This is a genomic window from Devosia sp. FJ2-5-3 (assembly GCF_029201545.1).
In the GTDB taxonomy this organism is placed as follows: Bacteria; Pseudomonadota; Alphaproteobacteria; order Rhizobiales; family Devosiaceae; genus Devosia.
Genome location: NZ_CP104007.1, coordinates 2,134,505 through 2,150,995 on the forward strand (window position 1 = coordinate 2,134,505; position 16,491 = coordinate 2,150,995).

Annotated in this window: 14 protein-coding genes; 2 read left to right on the plus strand and 12 right to left on the minus strand. The window is 63.6% G+C overall.

Features of this window, described 5'->3' with window-relative positions:
* The first annotated feature begins 189 nt into the window (after positions 1-189).
* A complete protein-coding gene (locus N0P34_RS10390; protein WP_275603177.1) occupies positions 190-2,106 on the plus strand; it encodes a ComEC/Rec2 family competence protein in 1,917 nt (638 codons plus the stop codon).
* Here the strand turns inward: N0P34_RS10390 and N0P34_RS10395 are convergent.
* From N0P34_RS10395 to N0P34_RS10410, 4 genes are read right to left on the minus strand one after another with little or no spacing between them, the layout of a single operon-like run.
* Positions 2,075-4,036 carry a beta-galactosidase gene (locus N0P34_RS10395; protein ID WP_275603178.1) on the minus strand — a complete coding sequence of 654 codons (1,962 nt, stop codon included), beginning with the start codon at positions 4,034-4,036 and terminating at the stop codon, positions 2,075-2,077. The two genes, N0P34_RS10390 and N0P34_RS10395, sit on opposite strands and share 32 nt — an antisense overlap.
* 8 nt (positions 4,037-4,044) lie before the next feature.
* Complete coding sequence (locus N0P34_RS10400) at positions 4,045-4,920, minus strand: SMP-30/gluconolactonase/LRE family protein (protein ID WP_275603179.1); 876 nt, start codon at positions 4,918-4,920, stop codon at positions 4,045-4,047.
* Positions 4,917-5,528, minus strand: coding sequence for a 2-dehydro-3-deoxy-6-phosphogalactonate aldolase (locus N0P34_RS10405; protein WP_275603180.1), 612 nt, complete (start codon positions 5,526-5,528; stop codon positions 4,917-4,919). Before N0P34_RS10405 ends, N0P34_RS10400 begins: the two co-directional genes overlap by 4 nt.
* Positions 5,529-5,542: 14 nt before the next feature.
* Positions 5,543-6,454 (minus strand): 2-dehydro-3-deoxygalactonokinase, encoded by a 912-nt coding sequence (locus tag N0P34_RS10410; RefSeq protein WP_275603181.1) that lies wholly within the window; start codon positions 6,452-6,454, stop codon positions 5,543-5,545.
* A gap of 305 nt (positions 6,455-6,759) precedes the next feature.
* Here N0P34_RS10410 and N0P34_RS10415 point away from each other — a divergent pair, with 305 nt between their 5' ends.
* Entirely contained in the window at positions 6,760-8,568 is a 1,809-nt protein-coding gene (locus tag N0P34_RS10415) for an IlvD/Edd family dehydratase (RefSeq protein ID WP_275603182.1), read from the plus strand.
* A gap of 991 nt (positions 8,569-9,559) precedes the next feature.
* Here the strand turns inward: N0P34_RS10415 and N0P34_RS10420 are convergent.
* From N0P34_RS10420 to trpE, 8 genes are all read right to left on the minus strand, one after another.
* Positions 9,560-9,949, minus strand: a complete 390-nt coding sequence (locus N0P34_RS10420) for a nuclear transport factor 2 family protein (protein WP_275603183.1) — start codon at positions 9,947-9,949, stop codon at positions 9,560-9,562.
* Entirely contained in the window at positions 9,949-10,656 is a 708-nt protein-coding gene (gene lexA, locus N0P34_RS10425; RefSeq protein ID WP_275603184.1) for a transcriptional repressor LexA, read from the minus strand. Before lexA ends, N0P34_RS10420 begins: the two co-directional genes overlap by 1 nt.
* Before the next feature lie 86 nt (positions 10,657-10,742).
* On the minus strand, positions 10,743-11,939 hold the full coding sequence (gene glp, locus N0P34_RS10430; RefSeq protein WP_275603185.1) for a gephyrin-like molybdotransferase Glp: 1,197 nt from the start codon (positions 11,937-11,939) through the stop codon (positions 10,743-10,745).
* Positions 11,936-12,418 carry a cyclic pyranopterin monophosphate synthase MoaC gene (gene moaC, locus N0P34_RS10435; protein ID WP_275603186.1) on the minus strand — a complete coding sequence of 161 codons (483 nt, stop codon included), beginning with the start codon at positions 12,416-12,418 and terminating at the stop codon, positions 11,936-11,938. The genes glp and moaC overlap by 4 nt, the downstream gene beginning before the upstream one ends.
* Entirely contained in the window at positions 12,418-13,230 is an 813-nt protein-coding gene (trpC, locus tag N0P34_RS10440; RefSeq protein ID WP_275603187.1) for an indole-3-glycerol phosphate synthase TrpC, read from the minus strand. Before trpC ends, moaC begins: the two co-directional genes overlap by 1 nt.
* A complete protein-coding gene (gene trpD / locus N0P34_RS10445) occupies positions 13,227-14,246 on the minus strand; it encodes an anthranilate phosphoribosyltransferase (protein WP_275603188.1) in 1,020 nt (339 codons plus the stop codon). Before trpD ends, trpC begins: the two co-directional genes overlap by 4 nt.
* Complete coding sequence (locus N0P34_RS10450; protein ID WP_275603189.1) at positions 14,246-14,845, minus strand: aminodeoxychorismate/anthranilate synthase component II; 600 nt, start codon at positions 14,843-14,845, stop codon at positions 14,246-14,248. Before N0P34_RS10450 ends, trpD begins: the two co-directional genes overlap by 1 nt.
* 129 nt (positions 14,846-14,974) lie before the next feature.
* Positions 14,975-16,483: an anthranilate synthase component I gene (gene trpE / locus N0P34_RS10455; protein WP_275603190.1), complete on the minus strand. Its 1,509-nt coding sequence runs from the start codon at positions 16,481-16,483 to the stop codon at positions 14,975-14,977.
* Positions 16,484-16,491 lie beyond the last annotated feature (8 nt).

A 16,491-nucleotide genomic window follows, 5' to 3' on the forward strand; every position in this document is an offset into this window, starting at 1 on the left:
GGCGCGATTGCAGCGCCAGCAGTGCTCTGGCCCGTGCAGGACGCCGACCATTCAGTCGTTGTTCGTGTAGCCTTTTCGTTACGGAAAGGGCTTTCCGAAGCGTGTCGTCAACGCCGGTTATTTGTCCTGCTGCCCTTCGGCCTCGTCTTGGGCCTGACACTTTACGCAGCACTTCCCGATGAACCCAGCGTGACTGTCTTCGCTGTCGGAACAATTTTCGTATCCGCCCTGGTGCTTCAGGCAATGGTCCGGCAGTCGCTCGACGGGCTTCGCCTCGCCATCCAACTCGCGGGTCTCTGGGTCGGCTTTTGTCTCTTGCCTCTCCACGCTTTGGCCTCTGGTACGGTGATGCTGAAGTTTCCCACTTACGGGAGCTATGCGGTGCTGATCGATGAGGTGTTATCGGCCGATGAGGCCGGGCGCCGGATCGTCGTTTCCGATATCGAGCCGCTGGAGGGTGCGAGGCCCGTCCCGATCCGGCGAGCGCGTCTCCTCGTGCCGCTTGAGCCAGTCCTCGAGCCCGGCGATCATATTCGCGCCAATCTGCGGCTGGCGCCAGTGCCTGGCCCGATCCTGCCGGGCACGCACGATGGCCAGTTCCACGCCTATTTCTCCGGCATAGGCGCGTTCGGCGGCGTCACCAGTGGCCTCGAAGTGATCTCTCGGGGAGATGAGAACGACTTCAACCGCCGCGTGCAGGCCTTGCGGAACCATATTGGCGGCCGTGTTGATCTCGCTCTGGACCCGGCGAGCGCGGCCATCGGCAAAGCCATGATGGTGGGCGACCAGAGTTCCATCACCGATGGTATCCGCGACGTCATGGCCGCGTCCGGCCTTGCCCATGTCTATTCCATTTCCGGCCTGCACCTCTCCATTGTCGCGGGCGGCATATTCTGGCTGGTGCGGCTGGCTCTGGCGTCGATGCCCAGCCTGGTTGCCTGGCCCAGCAAGAAGATCGCCGCCGTTGCGGGGCTTCTCGCCGCCTTTGGATATCTGCTTCTCGCGGGAGGCCCGGACAATGTGCCGGCCTTTCGCTCCACCCTGATGCTGGCGCTTATCTTCGGCGCGGCTTTGATGGGGCGCAGGGCGCTCACCATGCGCAATGTGGCCATCGCCGCGCTGGTCATTATCCTCATGGAGCCGACCAGCGTGTTCCGGCCCAGTTTCCAGCTGTCCTTTGCTGCAGTGGTTGCCCTGATTGGCGTCTACGAGCTGCCGCGGCGCGGCGGCGCGGGGAGGTCCGGATCGCTCGAACGCTTCGTCCGCTTCGTGCTCGCCACCGCCGCCACAAGCTTCATTGCAGGGCTGGCGACGCTGCTGTTTTCGGCCTACCACTTCCAGCAGACGGCCCCGCTTGGCGTCCTCGGCAATGTTCTCGCATTGCCCTTTGTCAGCTTCATCATGTGGTTCGGCGTGCTTGCCGTCGTCGCCATGCCGTTTGGGCTAGATGGTCCCTTTCTCAAACTCATGGGCTGGAATATCGATCGCATGGTCGACGTTGCGGAGCTTGTGGCCGGCTGGAGCGCTGGGTTTACCGGTAACCCGCTGCTGACCCATGCGGCGCTGCTGGTAGGGCTCATGGCCTTGGCCTGGTTCGCCTTCCTGGATGGGCGTTGGCGCTTCCTCGCGCCGGCAGTGGCGGTGCCGATTGTTCTTCTGTTCGGGTTTGCGCAGCGGCCGGATGTGCTGATCGCCGACAGCACGCAGGCCGTCGCCATTCGGGACGGCGATCATCTGGCCCTGGCCAGCGGCAGGACCGGCAGCTTTGCCGTCGACGTCTGGAGCCGTCACTATCAGGCAGAGATAATGCAAACCCATTCGGGTGCGACATGCGACGGACTTGGCTGCATTGTCAGGACCGAGGATTATCGCGTTGCCATTGTGCGCAATGCGGCGGCCTTTGCCGAGGATTGCTTCGGCAGCGATCTGGTAATCAGCCGGATTCCCACGCCGGCGTGGTGCGCAGGGGACGGGATTCTTATCGGGCCATGGCAATTGGAACGCCATGGCGTCCACTGGTTAGCCTGGAACGAGACCGCCGGGCGCTTTGACGTCCGCCCGGCGATCGAGCATATCAACCGCCCGTGGCGAGTCTGGCGACAGTGACGCCCGCGGCCGGCATTTCGGCGCTGCCAACGACATAGCCATCTTCATCGCCAGATGGGTTCAGCTGCGCCGGGCCCGCAGAATAATTGACATAGATGCGGAAGCCGCCCCGGCTGCGAGCGCGCACGCCGGCCGGAAGGTTGAGCACCGGAAGGTCGGCTTCGGCGATGAGATAGTCAGCGACACGCTGGACAAGGGCACGGTCCCCGCTCGCCGTGAGATAGAAGAGCTTGCCCTGCGAAATCAGCACCGGCACGCCCTCATTGTCCTCCATGACGATCTCGCCACGCGTTTCGACCTTTTCGCGCCAGAGCCTGGTCGAGCCGCCACCCTTGACGGTCACGGACACATGACCCGGCACGCTGTCCACGCGCATGACGCGGGCATCCAGCAGATTTGGCGACAGGTCCGGGCCCAGCCGGGCGGGTATGGAAAAATTCCGGGTCTTGGAGCCGGTGCGCGGGCCGATCAGCAGATAGCCATCGAAACTTTCCATCGCCTCGCGCAGCTCATCGGTCCAGGCGAACAGGGCGGGAATGGCGACGATCTCATAACCCGCAAAGCTCTTCGTCTTTGGGGAAAGGATGTCGATGTCGACGCCATGCTTGCGGAAGGCTGCGTAGATTTCGCGCACATGGGCGCCGTGGTTGAAACCCTTGGACTGCGGCTGCACGTCCCAGGCCCATTCGCTCTCATAGTCGAAGACAAGGGCGACACGGGCTTTGCCGGAAGTGCCGGCAAGTCCGGTGGCGGCCAGTTCGCGGGCAACCTGGCTGGCTTCCTCATAGGCAGGCGCCGGTTCGCTATCCGGGCGCAGGAGGCCCGCATGCATCTGCTCCTGCGCAAAGGGCGCCTGGCGCCAGCGGAAATAGGAGACGACCTCGGCGCCATGGGCGAAGGCCTCCCACGCCCACAGACGCGCCATGCCGGGCAGGGGATCGGGGTTGAACTGCGCCCAGTTCACCGGGCCCGGCTGCTGTTCCATGATCCACCAGCGGCCATGGCCGACGGTGCGGTAGAGGTCATGGTGGAATGCTGCGTTATCCGGGTCGCCCTGGCGCATGTACTGGCGCTTGATTTCATCTGGCTCATTGCTGACCGCCAGATGGCCTATGGGGTAGGAGTCCCAGCTGGCCACATCCAGCGTCTCGGCCAGATCATAATGGTCGAACTCGCTATAGCGGCTCATGAAATTGTGGATGACCGGGAGGTCCGGGCGCTTGGCCTTGAGGATGTCGTACTGGACTTTGTTGAAGGCCGAGACCTGGTCAGAGGAATAGCGCCGGAAGTCGAGGTCGTGGATCGGGTTGGGCTCACAGACGAGGAGGTTCGGCAGTTCGATCTGGTCGAACGAATTGTATTCCATCGACCAGAACACATTGCCCCAGGCCTCGTTCAGCGCTTCGACGGATCCGTAACGTTTGCCGAGCCAGTCGCGGAAACCGCTCAGCGCTGCGGGTGAATAGGAATATGTCGTGCCGTGGCAGCCATATTCATTGTCGGTCTGCCAGCCACCCAGCGCGGGGTGATCGCTCAGGGCATCGGCAAGGATCTCTGTGATGCGGGCGCATTCTTCCCGATAGCCCAGGTGGGAGAAGTCGTAGTGCCGGCGGGATCCAAATCCCTTCTGGCGGCCATGGGCATCGACCGCCAGCATGTCCGGATGCTTGTCGACCATCCAGCGCGGCGGCGTGGCCGTGGGGGTGCCGACAATGACCTTTAGGCCATGTTGCGCAAGCACATCCATGGCGCGGATCATCCAGTCGAGCTGCAGATTGCCCGGTTTCGGCTCCAGGCGGGACCAGGCGAATTCGCCGATGCGCACATATTTGATGCCGACCTCGGCCATGCGCTCGGCGTCGCGAGCCCACCAGGCTTCAGGCCAGTGTTCGGGATAATAGCAGACGCCAAGGGCAGGGCTGATGGTCATGTCGGGGCTCAGAGGATGACGGTGGATTCGGGCAGGCCGGGGATTTCGAGTTCGATGGCGAAGACGCCGCCGGCGAGCTTTTCTTTCGCGAGCTGTTCTTCCGAAAGGCCCTTGGACGCCGTGGTAATGAACATTGTCTTGAGGTCCTTGCCGCCGAAGGCGGGGCAGGTGACCTGGCTCACCGGAACCTCGATGATCCGGTCGATCGAGCCGTCCGGCGCATGGCGCACGACGCAGCTGCCGCCCCAGCGGGCGTTCCAGAGATAACCTTGGCTGTCTACGACGGCCCCGTCCGGGTATCCCCGGTGCCCGGATACGTCAGCGAAAAGTTCCCATTCACCGATCGGCAGACCCGTCTCCGGGTCGGTGGCGCATTTCATGATTTTCTGTGTCGGCGTATCGCTCCAATAGGCGATGCGGCCGTCTGGCGAAAAGCAGGTGGCATTGGGGATTGCCGCGTTCTCGATGATCCGCGTCAGCGTGCCGGCGCGATAGTGATAGACCGACCCATCCTTGGGGCCCTCGTCCTTGACCATCGTACCGATCCAGAATGCGCCGGAGGGGTGCACGCGGCTGTCATTGGCGCGATTGGTGGGAATATCGCGCTCGATGTCCTCGAGCCGGTTGATGCCGCCAACAGTGAGATCGAAGCGGATGAGGCCGTTTTCGGTGACGATGGCCAGCGTGTCGTTATCGACGATGCCGGCCGCCGCAACGCTCTCATTGAACAGCCAGCTCTCGACGATTTCGCCAGCGGTGTTGGCTGCGAACAGGCTCTCTTCGTTGATGTCGAAGAAGAACAATTGCTGACGGCCGGGATGCCAGAGCGGGCCTTCGCCGAGTGAACATTTGCTGTCGATAAATAGGCGTGCCGTCTCGGTCATGCCGTGGCTCCCTTGTCATAGGCGGCAACCGCCATGGCGGCGCGCTGGCCGACTTCGGCGGCGCTGCGGCCGGGGGTATAAATATAAGTTCCAAGGCCGAAGCCGGCGCAGCCGACACCAAAGAACTCGTCGAAATTGTCGGGATTGGCTCCGCCTACGGCATAGAGCGGCAAATCCGGCGGCAGCACGGCCTTCATGGCCTTGATGCCCTTCGATCCCAGCACCTCTGCCGGGAAGAATTTCAGACCCGTCGCACCAGCCCGGATCGCCCTGAACGCATCTGTGGGGCTGAACACACCCGGATAGGATTTGAGGCCCAGCCGAACCGTTTCGGAGATCACCAGTTCATTGGTGTCGGGCGAAACGATGAACGTGCCCCCGGCCTGGGCCACAGCGTGCACATCTTCCTCGGTCAGCACCGTGCCGGCGCCGATCTCGGCCCTGTCCGACAAAGCCGCTGCGGCGCGGGAAATGCTCTCGGTGGCGTTGGGGGAATTGAGCGGAACCTCGATGAGGGTAATCCCGGCCTCAACAAGCGCTGTGCATACGGGCACGGCTTCGTCGGGGGTAATGCCGCGCAGGATGGCGATGATGTGGCGATGGGACATGACAGCAGGATCCTTCAGGCGTTGGCGCGGGCAGTTTTGAGACCGGCGAGGACGACCTCGGTGGCATCGACGAGGCGGCCCGAGGCGCCGGCCATTTCCAGCACCCGGACATAGAGCGCACAGAGGCGCGCCGAGCCGATAAGGGGAACAGGGGTGTTACCGATCTGGTCGCGATTGGCGGCGATTTCCGTGCCGATGAGCAGGCCCGAGAGGTAGCCGGCGCACCAGGACGGATCTCGCCCCGACAGGAGCGCGGCAGCGCGCACGCGGAACAGCTGCCCGAGGAGATCGGCGGGTCTTGCCAGACCATCGCTCGCACCGGCGTCGAAACCGGCATCGCGTTCGCCGCCATCGAGGTCCCCGGTGAGGGAGTGGCGGAGCACGGAGTGGGTCTTGAGCACTTCGAAGATTTCACCCGTCATTGCGGTGGTGAACCCTTCAATGCGCGTGCCATTCAGTTGGGCCCATTTCGAGTGCGTTCCAGGCAGGCAGACGAGGCCGGAATAGTCGGGAATGAGCGTGGCAAGGCCAAGCAGCTGGGTCTCTTCTCCGCGCATGACATTCTCGCCACCATGGCGCTGGCAGACGCCGGGAAGGATCGAGACCGTATAGCGGTCATTGCCCGCATCGGGATGGACGGCGCCGTCGTGGAGGCCGCGCAGATCGGTGGGCGCTTCGAGATAGGGCGCTTCGAGCCACCCCTGACGGGCCCCGGCCATGCCGCAGATGAGGACATCAACCGGTCCGGACACCTGCAGTGTCTCGACGATCTCGCCCAGCGCGCCGGCGAATTCCTCGCGCTTGAGCTTGCCCATGCCCCGGTCGGAACTGGCGGTGGACACGATACCGCCGCTCTCGCTCATGCCCCAAGCCCGCAGATTGGACGTTCCCCAATCAACGGCAATCCAGGCCACAGACTCACTCACCTTGCCGAACCTCCCCAGCACGCCTTTGAATTCGGCGGGACCCTAATCCAAGTTCAGCGAACCCGGAAACCCCATTTGAGTTCATTCGGGTCTCACCCTTCCCGCCTAGTTCAAACGCCTCTCCCGGTCCGCTCGCCTGGTAAGATTTCTGCAGCGTTCCGACAGATGTCTCTCCCATATCGTTCCGTGAGACGAAATTGTATGATTTTTTGCGTCTTGCACATTCACAGCGCCGTTTGGCGTGATAGAACGATGCAACTCAAGGCCCGCGTTCGCTTCGGCGGACACTTCAAGGAACAAGCACTATGACTGCAGAGAATGGCGGCAACCGCGCTCGCAAGTTGCGTTCGCGCGCGTGGTTCGACAATCCAGACAATCCGGACATGACCGCACTCTATCTCGAGCGCTACATGAATTACGGCGTGTCGCGCGAGGAACTGCAGTCCGGCAAGCCGATCATCGGTATCGCCCAGACCGGCTCTGACCTCAGCCCCTGCAACCGTCACCACATGGTGCTGGCCGAGCGCGTCCGCGAAGGCATCCGCGAGGCCGGCGGCATTGCCATCGAGTTCCCGGTCCATCCGATCCAGGAGACGGGCAAGCGTCCGACGGCCGGCCTTGACCGCAATTTGGCCTATCTCGGCCTCGTCGAAGTGCTCTATGGCTATCCGCTCGACGGCGTTGTGCTGACGATCGGCTGCGACAAGACCACGCCCGCCATGCTGATGGGCGCAGCAACCGTCAACATTCCGGCCATCGCGCTTTCCGTGGGCCCCATGCTCAATGGCTGGCACAAGGGTGAGCGGACGGGGTCGGGCACGATCGTCTGGAAGGCCCGCCAGATGCTGGCCGCAGGCGAGATCGACTATCCGAAATTCATCGAGCTGGTGGCTTCCTCGGCCCCGTCGACCGGCTATTGCAACACAATGGGCACAGCCTCGACGATGAACTCGCTGGCCGAAGCCCTGGGCATGCAGCTGCCCGGTTCGGCGGCCATCCCGGCGCCCTATCGCGACCGACAGGAAATGGCCTATCGCACCGGCAAGCGCGCCGTGGAAATGGTGCATGAGGATTTGAAGCCCTCCGACATCCTGACCAAGGAAAACTTCCTCAACGCCATCGTGGTCAACTCCGCCATCGGCGGGTCGACCAATGCGCCGATCCATATCAATGCCATCGCCCGCCATATCGGCGTCGAGCTCAATATCGACGAATGGCAGGCGCATGGGCACAAGGTGCCGCTGCTGGTGAACATGCAGCCGGCGGGCGAATATCTGGGCGAGGATTATTACCACGCCGGTGGCGTTCCCGCGGTGGTCAACGAGTTGATGAAGCACGGCCTCATTCATGAGAACGCGCCGACCGTCAACGGCAAGACCATGGGCGAAAATTGCCGCAACACGGTGATCGAGGACGACAAGGTCATCCGGACCTTCGAAAATCCGCTGAAGGCCGAAGCCGGTTTCCTCGTGCTGCGCGGCAATCTCTTCGACAATGCCATCATGAAGACCAGCGTGATCTCACCGGAATTCCGCGATCGCTATCTCTCCGATCCCGATCATCCGGGCATGTTCGAGGGCAAGGCGGTGGTGTTCGATGGTCCGGAGGACTATCACCACCGAATCGATGATCCCTCGCTCGATATCGACGAGCACACGCTGCTGTTCATGCGTGGCGCGGGCCCGATCGGCTATCCGGGTGCGGCGGAAGTCGTCAACATGCGTCCGCCCGATTACCTCATCAAGAAGGGCATCCATTCGCTGGCCTGTATCGGCGATGGTCGCCAGTCGGGTACTTCGGGTTCGCCCTCCATCCTCAATGCTTCCCCGGAAGCGGCTGCGGGCGGAAATCTGGCTATCCTCAAGACCGGGGACCGGGTGCGCATCGACCTCAACAAGGGCGAGGCCGATATCCTGATTTCGAATGAGGAAATCGCCACCCGTCGCGCCGCGCTTGAAGCTGATGGCGGCTACAAATTCCCCAAGCACCAGACGCCCTGGCAGGAAATCCAGCGCGGCCTCGTCGACCAGCTCGGCAACGGTGCAATTCTCAAACCGGCCGAAAAATACCAGCGGATCGCGCAGACCGAGGGCATTCCGCGCGACAACCACTGACAAGGTTTTTTGCGTCTCACTCCCTCGCCGCATGGCGGGGGAGTTTTTTATTGCCTCTCTCGTCCAAGGGCTTGCCGCTCAATGGGGCATGCCGAAGCGCCGCCCGGCTCCAGGGGAGCGTCGCGTGGACACGGTCGCGATGCCCTACGGGCACGGTGAAAAGCGGCTTTCGCCCCGAATTGATAGAAATAGAAGAGGCGAAAGCCGCTTCCCACGACCGGTTTTTTGGGCGCATGCCTTGAGCGGCCCCCTTGCGGGTGGTGCTGGGTCCTGCGTCGAGGCATGACCCCGAAAGGCAGAACCGGCACCGGCCGGTGGTCGACATCCACGCCCCCGCCCAGGCGACCCCGTGCGGCCCGTCTCCCCGCCCGACGCTTCGTCGGCGCCGCGTGTTATCGGCGGGAACGGGGCAATGATGGCACGGGAAAATGGGGACGGGGATAAGCGGGATATTTTTGGTTTGGAGAGGCCCCTCACCCCAACCCTCTCCCCGGAGGGGCGAGGGGGCGCAGGAGGGGATGGGCTTGGGGGAGGAGCTGTCAACCCCCGCGGTGTCATTCCCGCGTAAGCGGGAACCCCTGTTGGTGGGTGTTCAGTGATGAGAAACGGCGGCCCCGCTTTCGCGGGGATGACGCGGTGGTGCGCTGGAAGACGTGGTGTTCGGGCGAAATGGATTGCCCGGACGAGCCGGGCGATGACGGTGGAGCGAGGGCGCGCAACGCCTAGGCAGCGAGCTGATTGGCCGATAGCGAGGGCCCCCTCACCCCGGCCCTCTCCCCGAAGGGGCGAGGGGGCGCAGGAGGGGAGGGATCCCCACAATGTCATTCCCGCGAAAGCGGGAACCCCGGTTTGCCTGGAGGGAAAACGGAGGTCCCCGCTTTCGCGGGGATGACATGGTGGTGCGCTGGAAGATGGCATGTCGCGGCACCGAAAATAGGGCGTTGGAAACAACTGGATAGGTGATCCAGCGCGCGCCCCGGGATTACCTTGGCTATGTGATTTTGGGGAACGCGCTGAGGTGTTCGTGGCGGATGCGCCAGCCGTCCTGGTCACGGCCAAGGACCGTCGTGCCGCGACCGCTGCCTTGGGCGGGCTGGCCGTCGACCGTGGCGCGCCAGCGGAAGGTGTAGGTACAACTGGCAGCCTTGTCGCCAATGGCAGTCCAGTTGAGATCCTCAAGCCAGTAGGTTTCGTCGGCAAGCTTGCGCCAGGTCGCTTCGAACGCGGCGCGTGCCGCGGCGACGCCGGCGTGGGTGCCCGAGCTGAACCAGAATGTTGCGTCGGGATCGATGAGCGGCACGAGCAGGGAAAAGTCGTGCCGGTTGATGAGCTCGGCATAGCGCGCCATCACCGTTTCCGGTGAGGCGCGGTCCGAGGACATCAGTATTTCCGCAAGAGGCCGACGAGCCGGCCCTGGACCTTCACACGGTCGGGCGGGAAAATGCGGGTTTCGTAGGCCGGATTGGCGGCTTCGAGCGCTATCGTATTGCCCTTGCGACGGAGGCGCTTGAGGGTCGCTTCCTCGTCATCCACCAGGGCAACCACGATCTCGCCGGTCGAGGCAACATCCTGCTTCTTGATGAGCACGGTGTCTCCATCGAATATGCCGGCGTCGATCATGGAATCGCCGCGCACTTCGAGAGCGTAGTGCTCGCCGGGCCCGAGCATTTCAGGTGGAACGGCAATGGTGTGGGAGTGGGTCTGGATCGCCTCGATCGGCGTACCGGCGGCGATACGGCCCATGACCGGGATCGAAATCGGGCGAGCATAGTCGTCAGTGCTGCGCGAGGGGGGCGAGGCGACCTTGCCCAGATTGCCCTCGATGACTTCGGGCTCGAAGCGCACCTTCCGGCCGCCAAGCGAGGGGTTCATCGAATCGGGCAGCTTCACCACTTCGAGTGCACGGGCCCGATTGGGCAGGCGCCGGATGAAACCACGTTCTTCGAGGGCGGTGATCAGCCGATGGATTCCCGATTTCGAAGCAAGATCAAGGGCGTCCTTCATCTCGTCAAAGGAGGGCGGAATGCCGGATTCCTTCATCCGCTCATGGATGAACATCAGCAATTCGTGTTGTTTGCGCGTCAGCATTTGCCCCTTGACCCCAGAATCGGAACATAGACGGAACGACCATACGCGTTCCGTCTATGTTCTGCAAGAGTCCCTAAAAAGTGGCTCTAGTTTATGGGGAGGGCGTCGACCAGCGCGCCGATGGGCTGACCGGGATCATGTTCGGGCTGGACGATCAACATGTCTGCCTGCGCGAGGGACGAGGTATGGCCGCTATCGGTCTGGGCACTCGGCATCAGAGCCGGGCCGGTTTCCGTGTGCACCAGATGGGCGCGCATGAAATGGCGGCGGGCGCTGTTGGGCGGCGTCGGCGCGAGGAGGGGCAGGCGCCAGAAGTGCGGCTCCGCCTGGCCCAGCCAGCGGCGCAGGGCCGGGAGGATGAAGACGATGGCCGTGACCATCGCCGAGACGGGATTGCCGGGCAGGCCGAAAACCAGGGTTTTTCCGCGCGTGCCGAACATCAGCGGCTTGCCCGGGCGCATATTGATGCGCCAGAAATCGAGGGTCACGCCCAGATCTTTGAGGACATCCTGCACGAGATCATGCTCGCCGACGCTGGCGCCGCCAGTGGTGACGAGAATATCGGGTTCGTCAGCGAAGGCGAGGGCGAGTGTACCGCGGAGCAGGTCGACCCGGTCGGGCACGATGCCGAGATTTGCTATCTGGTCGGCATAGGGCGCGAAGAGCGGCGCAAGGCCAAAACTGTTGGAGGCGACGATCTGGTCCGGGCCAAGCGGCGTGCCGGGGATGACGAGTTCATCGCCGGTGGCGAGAAGCGCGATGCGCGGGCGGCGGGCGACGGCAAGCGAGCCGCAATTGGCCGCAGCGGCGACAGCGATCTGCATGGGCAGAAGGCGCGTGCCGGGCTCGACGAGGGTGTCGCCGGTGGTGAAATCATTGCCGCGGGGACGAATGGAGTGGCCGAGGCGGGCAGGGGCGGTGAAGCGCACCCTGTCACCTTCGCGGATGGCCTCTTCCTGCATGATGACCATATCGGCGCCGGGCGGGACGGGCGCGCCGGTGAAGATGCGGATGGCCTGGCAGGGGCCAACCGACCCGGCAAAACCGGCGCCGGCCTGTGAGGTGCCGACGACGTCGAGCCATTGATCGGGCGCCACATCGGCGGCGCGGAGGGCATAGCCGTCCATGGCGCTGGCGTCGAAGGGTGGTTGGTCGTGCTGGGCGATGATCGGGGCGGCGAGAACGCGTCCGGCGGCGGCCGAGAGGTCGACCGTTTCGGGCACGATCTCGGGCACGCGGGCCAGAATGGCGGCGAGGGCGTCTTCGACCGGCAGCAGGCTCATGGCGCGCGCCGGAAATCGCCGGATTTTCCGCCGGATTTTTCGACGAGGCACATATCGGTCACGACCATTGCCCGGTCGATGGCCTTGGCCATGTCGTAAAGGGTCAGCGCAGCGGTCGAAGCGGCGACGAGGGCTTCCATCTCCACCCCGGTCTGCCCAGTGGTTTCGGCCGTGGCGAGAATGAAGATGGTGGCTTCGCCATCGCGCTCGATCTCGACGCTGACCTTGGTCAGTGGAATGGGATGGCAGAGCGGGATCAGTTCGGAGGTTTTCTTGGCGGCCATGATCCCGGCAATGCGGGCGACGGCGAGGGCGTCGCCTTTTTGGAGGCTCCCGCCCATGATGGTGGCGATGGTTTCTGCCTCGCCGGTGAGGCGCGCCTGCGCCACGGCCCGACGCCTGGTGACGGCCTTTTCGCCGATATCGACGATATGGGCCTGTCCCTTGGCATCGAGGTGGGTGAGGCGCTGGTCGCTCATCAGAGGGCTGCCACGCTGGCGCCGTGGAGCAGGGTACGCGTGGCCGCGACAACATCGTCCTGGCGCATCAGGCTTTCGCCGACGAGGAAGGTGCCGATTCCGGCTTTCTCCTCCAGCATGCGGACATGCTCGTGGGTCATGATCCCGCTCTCGCTGACCAGGGTAACATGGTCCGGCAGGCCGGTGGCGAGCGCGATGGAGGTGTCCAGCGAAGTTTCGAAGGTGCGCAGATTGCGGTTGTTGATGCCGATGAATTCCGCATCCAGTGCCAGGGCGCGGTCCATTTCCTCGCGGTCGTGGACTTCGACCAGCGCATCCATGCCCCATTCCTTGGCGGAATCGAGAAGGTAGCGGGCCATCTCGTCATCGACGGCGGCGAGAATGATAAGAATGCAGTCGGCGCCCCAGGCGCGGGCCTCGGCGACCTGATAGGTCTCGAAGAGGAAATCCTTGCGCAGGGCCGGCAGATTGGTGGCGGCGCGAGCCTCTTTGAGATAGTCGGGCGAGCCCTGAAAGCTCGGGCGATCGGTGAGGACGGAGAGGCAGGCGGCGCCCGCGGTCTCATAATCCCTGGCAATCTGGGCGGGGTTGAAATCGGCGCGGATCAGGCCCTTGGAGGGGCTGGCCTTTTTCACTTCGGCGATGAGGGCATAGTCGCCAGCGGCGCGCTTGGCCTTGATGGCGTTGAGAAAGCCGCGCGGGGCAGGCTGGTCGTGGGCGGCGGCCACCACTTCGGCCCATGGGCGGGCGGCCTTGGCGGCGGCGATTTCCTCGCGCTTATAGGCTTCGATCTGCTTGAGAATATCGGTCATGAAGTTTGTCCGTTGGAAACGGCCACCAACTTGGCCAGGGTGTGCTTTGCGGCGCCGCTATCGAGCGCGGCAGCGGCCATTTCGGCGCCTTCCTTGAGAGAGGTGGCGCGCTCGGCGACGATGAGGGCCGCGGCGGCGTTGAGCAGCACGATGTCGCGATACCCGCCCGGTGCGCCGTCGAAGAGGTCGTGAATGGCCTGGGCGTTCTCTTCGGGGGTGCCGCCGAGAATGTCCTTGAGTTCATAACGCTTTAGACCGGCTTCTTCGGGGGTTACCTCGAAGCTGCGGAGGTCGCCATTGGCGATCTGGGCGACAAAGCTGGGGCCGGTGACGGTGAGCTCGTCGAGACCATCGCTGCCGTGCACAACCCAGGCCTTGATGGCCCGGTTGGCGAGGAGCGCGGCGGCAACCGGCTCCACCCATTGCTGGTCGTAGACGCCCAGCACATAGCGGCGAACGCTGGCCGGGTTGGACTGTGGACCGAGCAGATTGAACATGGTGCGCACGCCCAGTTCGGTGCGCGTGGGGCCGACATATTTCATCGCCGGGTGATGGGAGGGCGCGAACATGAAGCCGATATTGGCCTCGCGGATCGTCCTGGCGATACCGGGCGGGTCGAGGTCGAGTTTTACGCCCAGGGCTTCGAGGGCCTGCGACGAACCGGATTTCGACGACAGCGCGCGGTTGCCATGCTTGGCCACGGGCACGCCCATGGAGGCGACGAGGATCGAGGCGGCCGTCGAAATGTTCAGCGTACCGACGCCGTCGCCGCCGGTGCCGACGATGTCGACAGCGTCTTCGGGGGCGTCGACCGGGATCATCTTTTCGCGCATGATCGAGACGGCAGCGGCGATTTCACCGACGCTTTCGCCCTTGAGACGCATGCCCATGAGGAAGGCGCCGATCTGGCTGGGCGTGGCCTCGCCGGACATGATGATGCGCATGACGCCGCGCATTTCCTCGCCGGTTAGGTCACGGCGCTCGGAGATCTTGTGGAGGGCTTGCTTGATATCCATCAGGCGGCCTTCTTTCCGGTGAAGTCGCGGGCGATGTTGAGGAAATTCTGCAGAAGCGCGTGGCCGTTTTCGCTGGCGATGCTCTCAGGGTGAAACTGCACGCCGTGGACTGGCAGGGTCTTGTGCTGCATGCCCATGATGAGGCCGTCGTCAGTCGTGGCCGTCACTTCGAGCGTATCGGGCAGGGTTTCGCGTCTGACGATGAGGCTGTGGTAGCGCGTCGCTTCAAAGCCGGCGTTGAGGCCGCGGAAGAGGCCCTTGCCGGTGTGGTTGATCTTGCTGGTCTTGCCATGCACGAGATGCGGCGCGCGGATAACGTCGCCGCCCAGGGCCTGGCCGATGGCCTGATGGCCGAGGCAGACGCCGAGGATCGGGATTTCGGCCTTGAAGCGGTCGATCACGGCAAGGCAGATGCCGGCCTCGTTGGGCGTGCAGGGGCCGGGCGACAGGACGATGGCCTCGGGCGCCATGGCGGCGATCTCTTCGAGGGTGATCTTATCATTGCGGCGCACGGTCATTTCCGCGCCCAGCTCGCCCAAGAAGTGGACGAGATTGTAGGTAAAGCTGTCGTAATTATCGATGACGAGGGTCTTGGTCATTTCTGGCCTGTTTTCTAACCACGGGGTCATTCCCGCGAACGCGGGAACCTCTGTTTCAGAGTTGACCTCGCCATCGAAAAACGGAGGTCCCCGCTTTCGCGGGAATGACATTGTGTGTGTTCAAAGCGCTCATTGCCCCACTCCTGCCTCGCCAGCATAGCGTAGCGCTTCTTCGGCGGCGCTGAAAAGGGCGCGTGCCTTGTTCTCGCATTCGAGCTGCTCGAGGTCGGGCACGCTGTCGGCGACGATGCCGGCGCCGGACTGCACATAGAGCTTGCCGTCCTTGACGATGCCGGTGCGCAGCACGATGCAGGTGTCCATCGTCCCGTCGGCGCCAAAATAGCCTACGCAACCGCCATAGATGCCGCGGCGTGACTTTTCGAGCTCGTCGATGATCTCCATCGCCCGCACCTTCGGGGCGCCCGAAACGGTGCCGGCCGGAAAGCCTGCCGAGAGCGCGTCGACGAAGTCATATTGCGGATCGAGCACACCAACCACGTTGGAAACGATGTGCATGACGTGCGAATAATATTCGAGGAAGAACTTGTCGGTGACTTTGACGGTCCCCGTCTTGGCGACACGGCCGACATCGTTGCGCCCGAGATCGAGCAGCATGAGGTGTTCGGCCAGTTCCTTGGGATCGCTGAGCAGTTCCTCGGCCAGTTCCTTGTCGCGGGTCGGCGTCGCGCCGCGCTTGCGGGTGCCGGCGATGGGACGGATGGTCACGTCGCCATCCTGCACCCGCACCAGGATTTCCGGGCTCGATCCCGCCACGGCAAAGCCGCCGAAGTCGAGGAAATACATGTAGGGGCTGGGGTTGGTCCGGCGCAGGGCGCGGTAGAGCGCGGTCGGCGGCAGGGTGAAGTCGGCCGAGAAGCGCTGGCTCAGGACGACCTGGAAAATATCGCCGGCGGTGATGTAGTCCTTGGCCTTGGCCACCATGCCGAAATAGTCGTCGCGGCTGGTGTTGCTGGTAACATTGATGGCCTCGAGATCGGGCAGGGCGGCCGTTGCCGGCATAGCCTGGCCGAGCCGGGCGATGGCGTCATCGATCCGTGCTTCCGCCGCTTCCTGCGCCTGACGGGCCGAGACGCCGTCCCGCACATAGGCGGGCGCCGTGAGATAGAGCTCGTCCTTGACCGTGTCGAACACGGCCAGAAGCGAGGGACGCATGAGCACCGCCTCGGGCGTGCCCATCTCGTCCGGCTTGTCGGTGGGCAGCACTTCCATGTACCGCACCATCTCGTAGCCGAGATAGCCGTAGATGCCTGCAGACTGGGGCGGCAGCCCCTCGGGCATGTCGATCTTGCTTTCCGCCACCAGGGCGCGCAGCGCGTCGAGCGGCATGGCATCGACTTGCTCGAAGGCATCCGGCGCAATCTGGGCCGACCGGTTGATCAGGGCCTTGCCGTCTTCCACCTTGAGGATGAGGTCGGGCAGGAGGCCGATGATCGAATAGCGCCCGCGTGTCGTCCCGTCCTGCACGCTTTCCAGAAGGAAAGAATGCGTCCGGCCCTGGGCGAGCTTGAGATAGGTGCCGATGGGCGTTTCCAGATCAGCCACGATGCGACGCCAGACGATCTGCGATTTGCCGGCCTGGTATTGCTCTGCAAAGCGCTTGGAAAAGTCGTCGCCCATCGTGTCTG

Excerpts from the sequence above, each read along its gene's own strand:
- N0P34_RS10395 (WP_275603178.1), bottom strand. The coding sequence starts at position 4,036 with ATGACCATCAGCCCTGCCCTTGGCGTCTGCTATTATCCCGAACACTGG.
- N0P34_RS10400 (WP_275603179.1), bottom strand. The coding sequence starts at position 4,920 with ATGACCGAGACGGCACGCCTATTTATCGACAGCAAATGTTCACTCGGC.
- N0P34_RS10405 (WP_275603180.1), bottom strand. The coding sequence starts at position 5,528 with ATGTCCCATCGCCACATCATCGCCATCCTGCGCGGCATTACCCCCGAC.
- N0P34_RS10415 (WP_275603182.1), top strand. The coding sequence starts at position 6,760 with ATGACTGCAGAGAATGGCGGCAACCGCGCTCGCAAGTTGCGTTCGCGC.
- N0P34_RS10420 (WP_275603183.1), bottom strand. The coding sequence starts at position 9,949 with ATGTCCTCGGACCGCGCCTCACCGGAAACGGTGATGGCGCGCTATGCC.
- lexA (WP_275603184.1), bottom strand. The coding sequence starts at position 10,656 with ATGCTGACGCGCAAACAACACGAATTGCTGATGTTCATCCATGAGCGG.
- glp (WP_275603185.1), bottom strand. The coding sequence starts at position 11,939 with ATGAGCCTGCTGCCGGTCGAAGACGCCCTCGCCGCCATTCTGGCCCGC.
- moaC (WP_275603186.1), bottom strand. The coding sequence starts at position 12,418 with ATGAGCGACCAGCGCCTCACCCACCTCGATGCCAAGGGACAGGCCCAT.
- trpC (WP_275603187.1), bottom strand. The coding sequence starts at position 13,230 with ATGACCGATATTCTCAAGCAGATCGAAGCCTATAAGCGCGAGGAAATC.
- trpD (WP_275603188.1), bottom strand. The coding sequence starts at position 14,246 with ATGGATATCAAGCAAGCCCTCCACAAGATCTCCGAGCGCCGTGACCTA.
- N0P34_RS10450 (WP_275603189.1), bottom strand. The coding sequence starts at position 14,845 with ATGACCAAGACCCTCGTCATCGATAATTACGACAGCTTTACCTACAAT.
- trpE (WP_275603190.1), bottom strand. The coding sequence starts at position 16,483 with ATGGGCGACGACTTTTCCAAGCGCTTTGCAGAGCAATACCAGGCCGGC.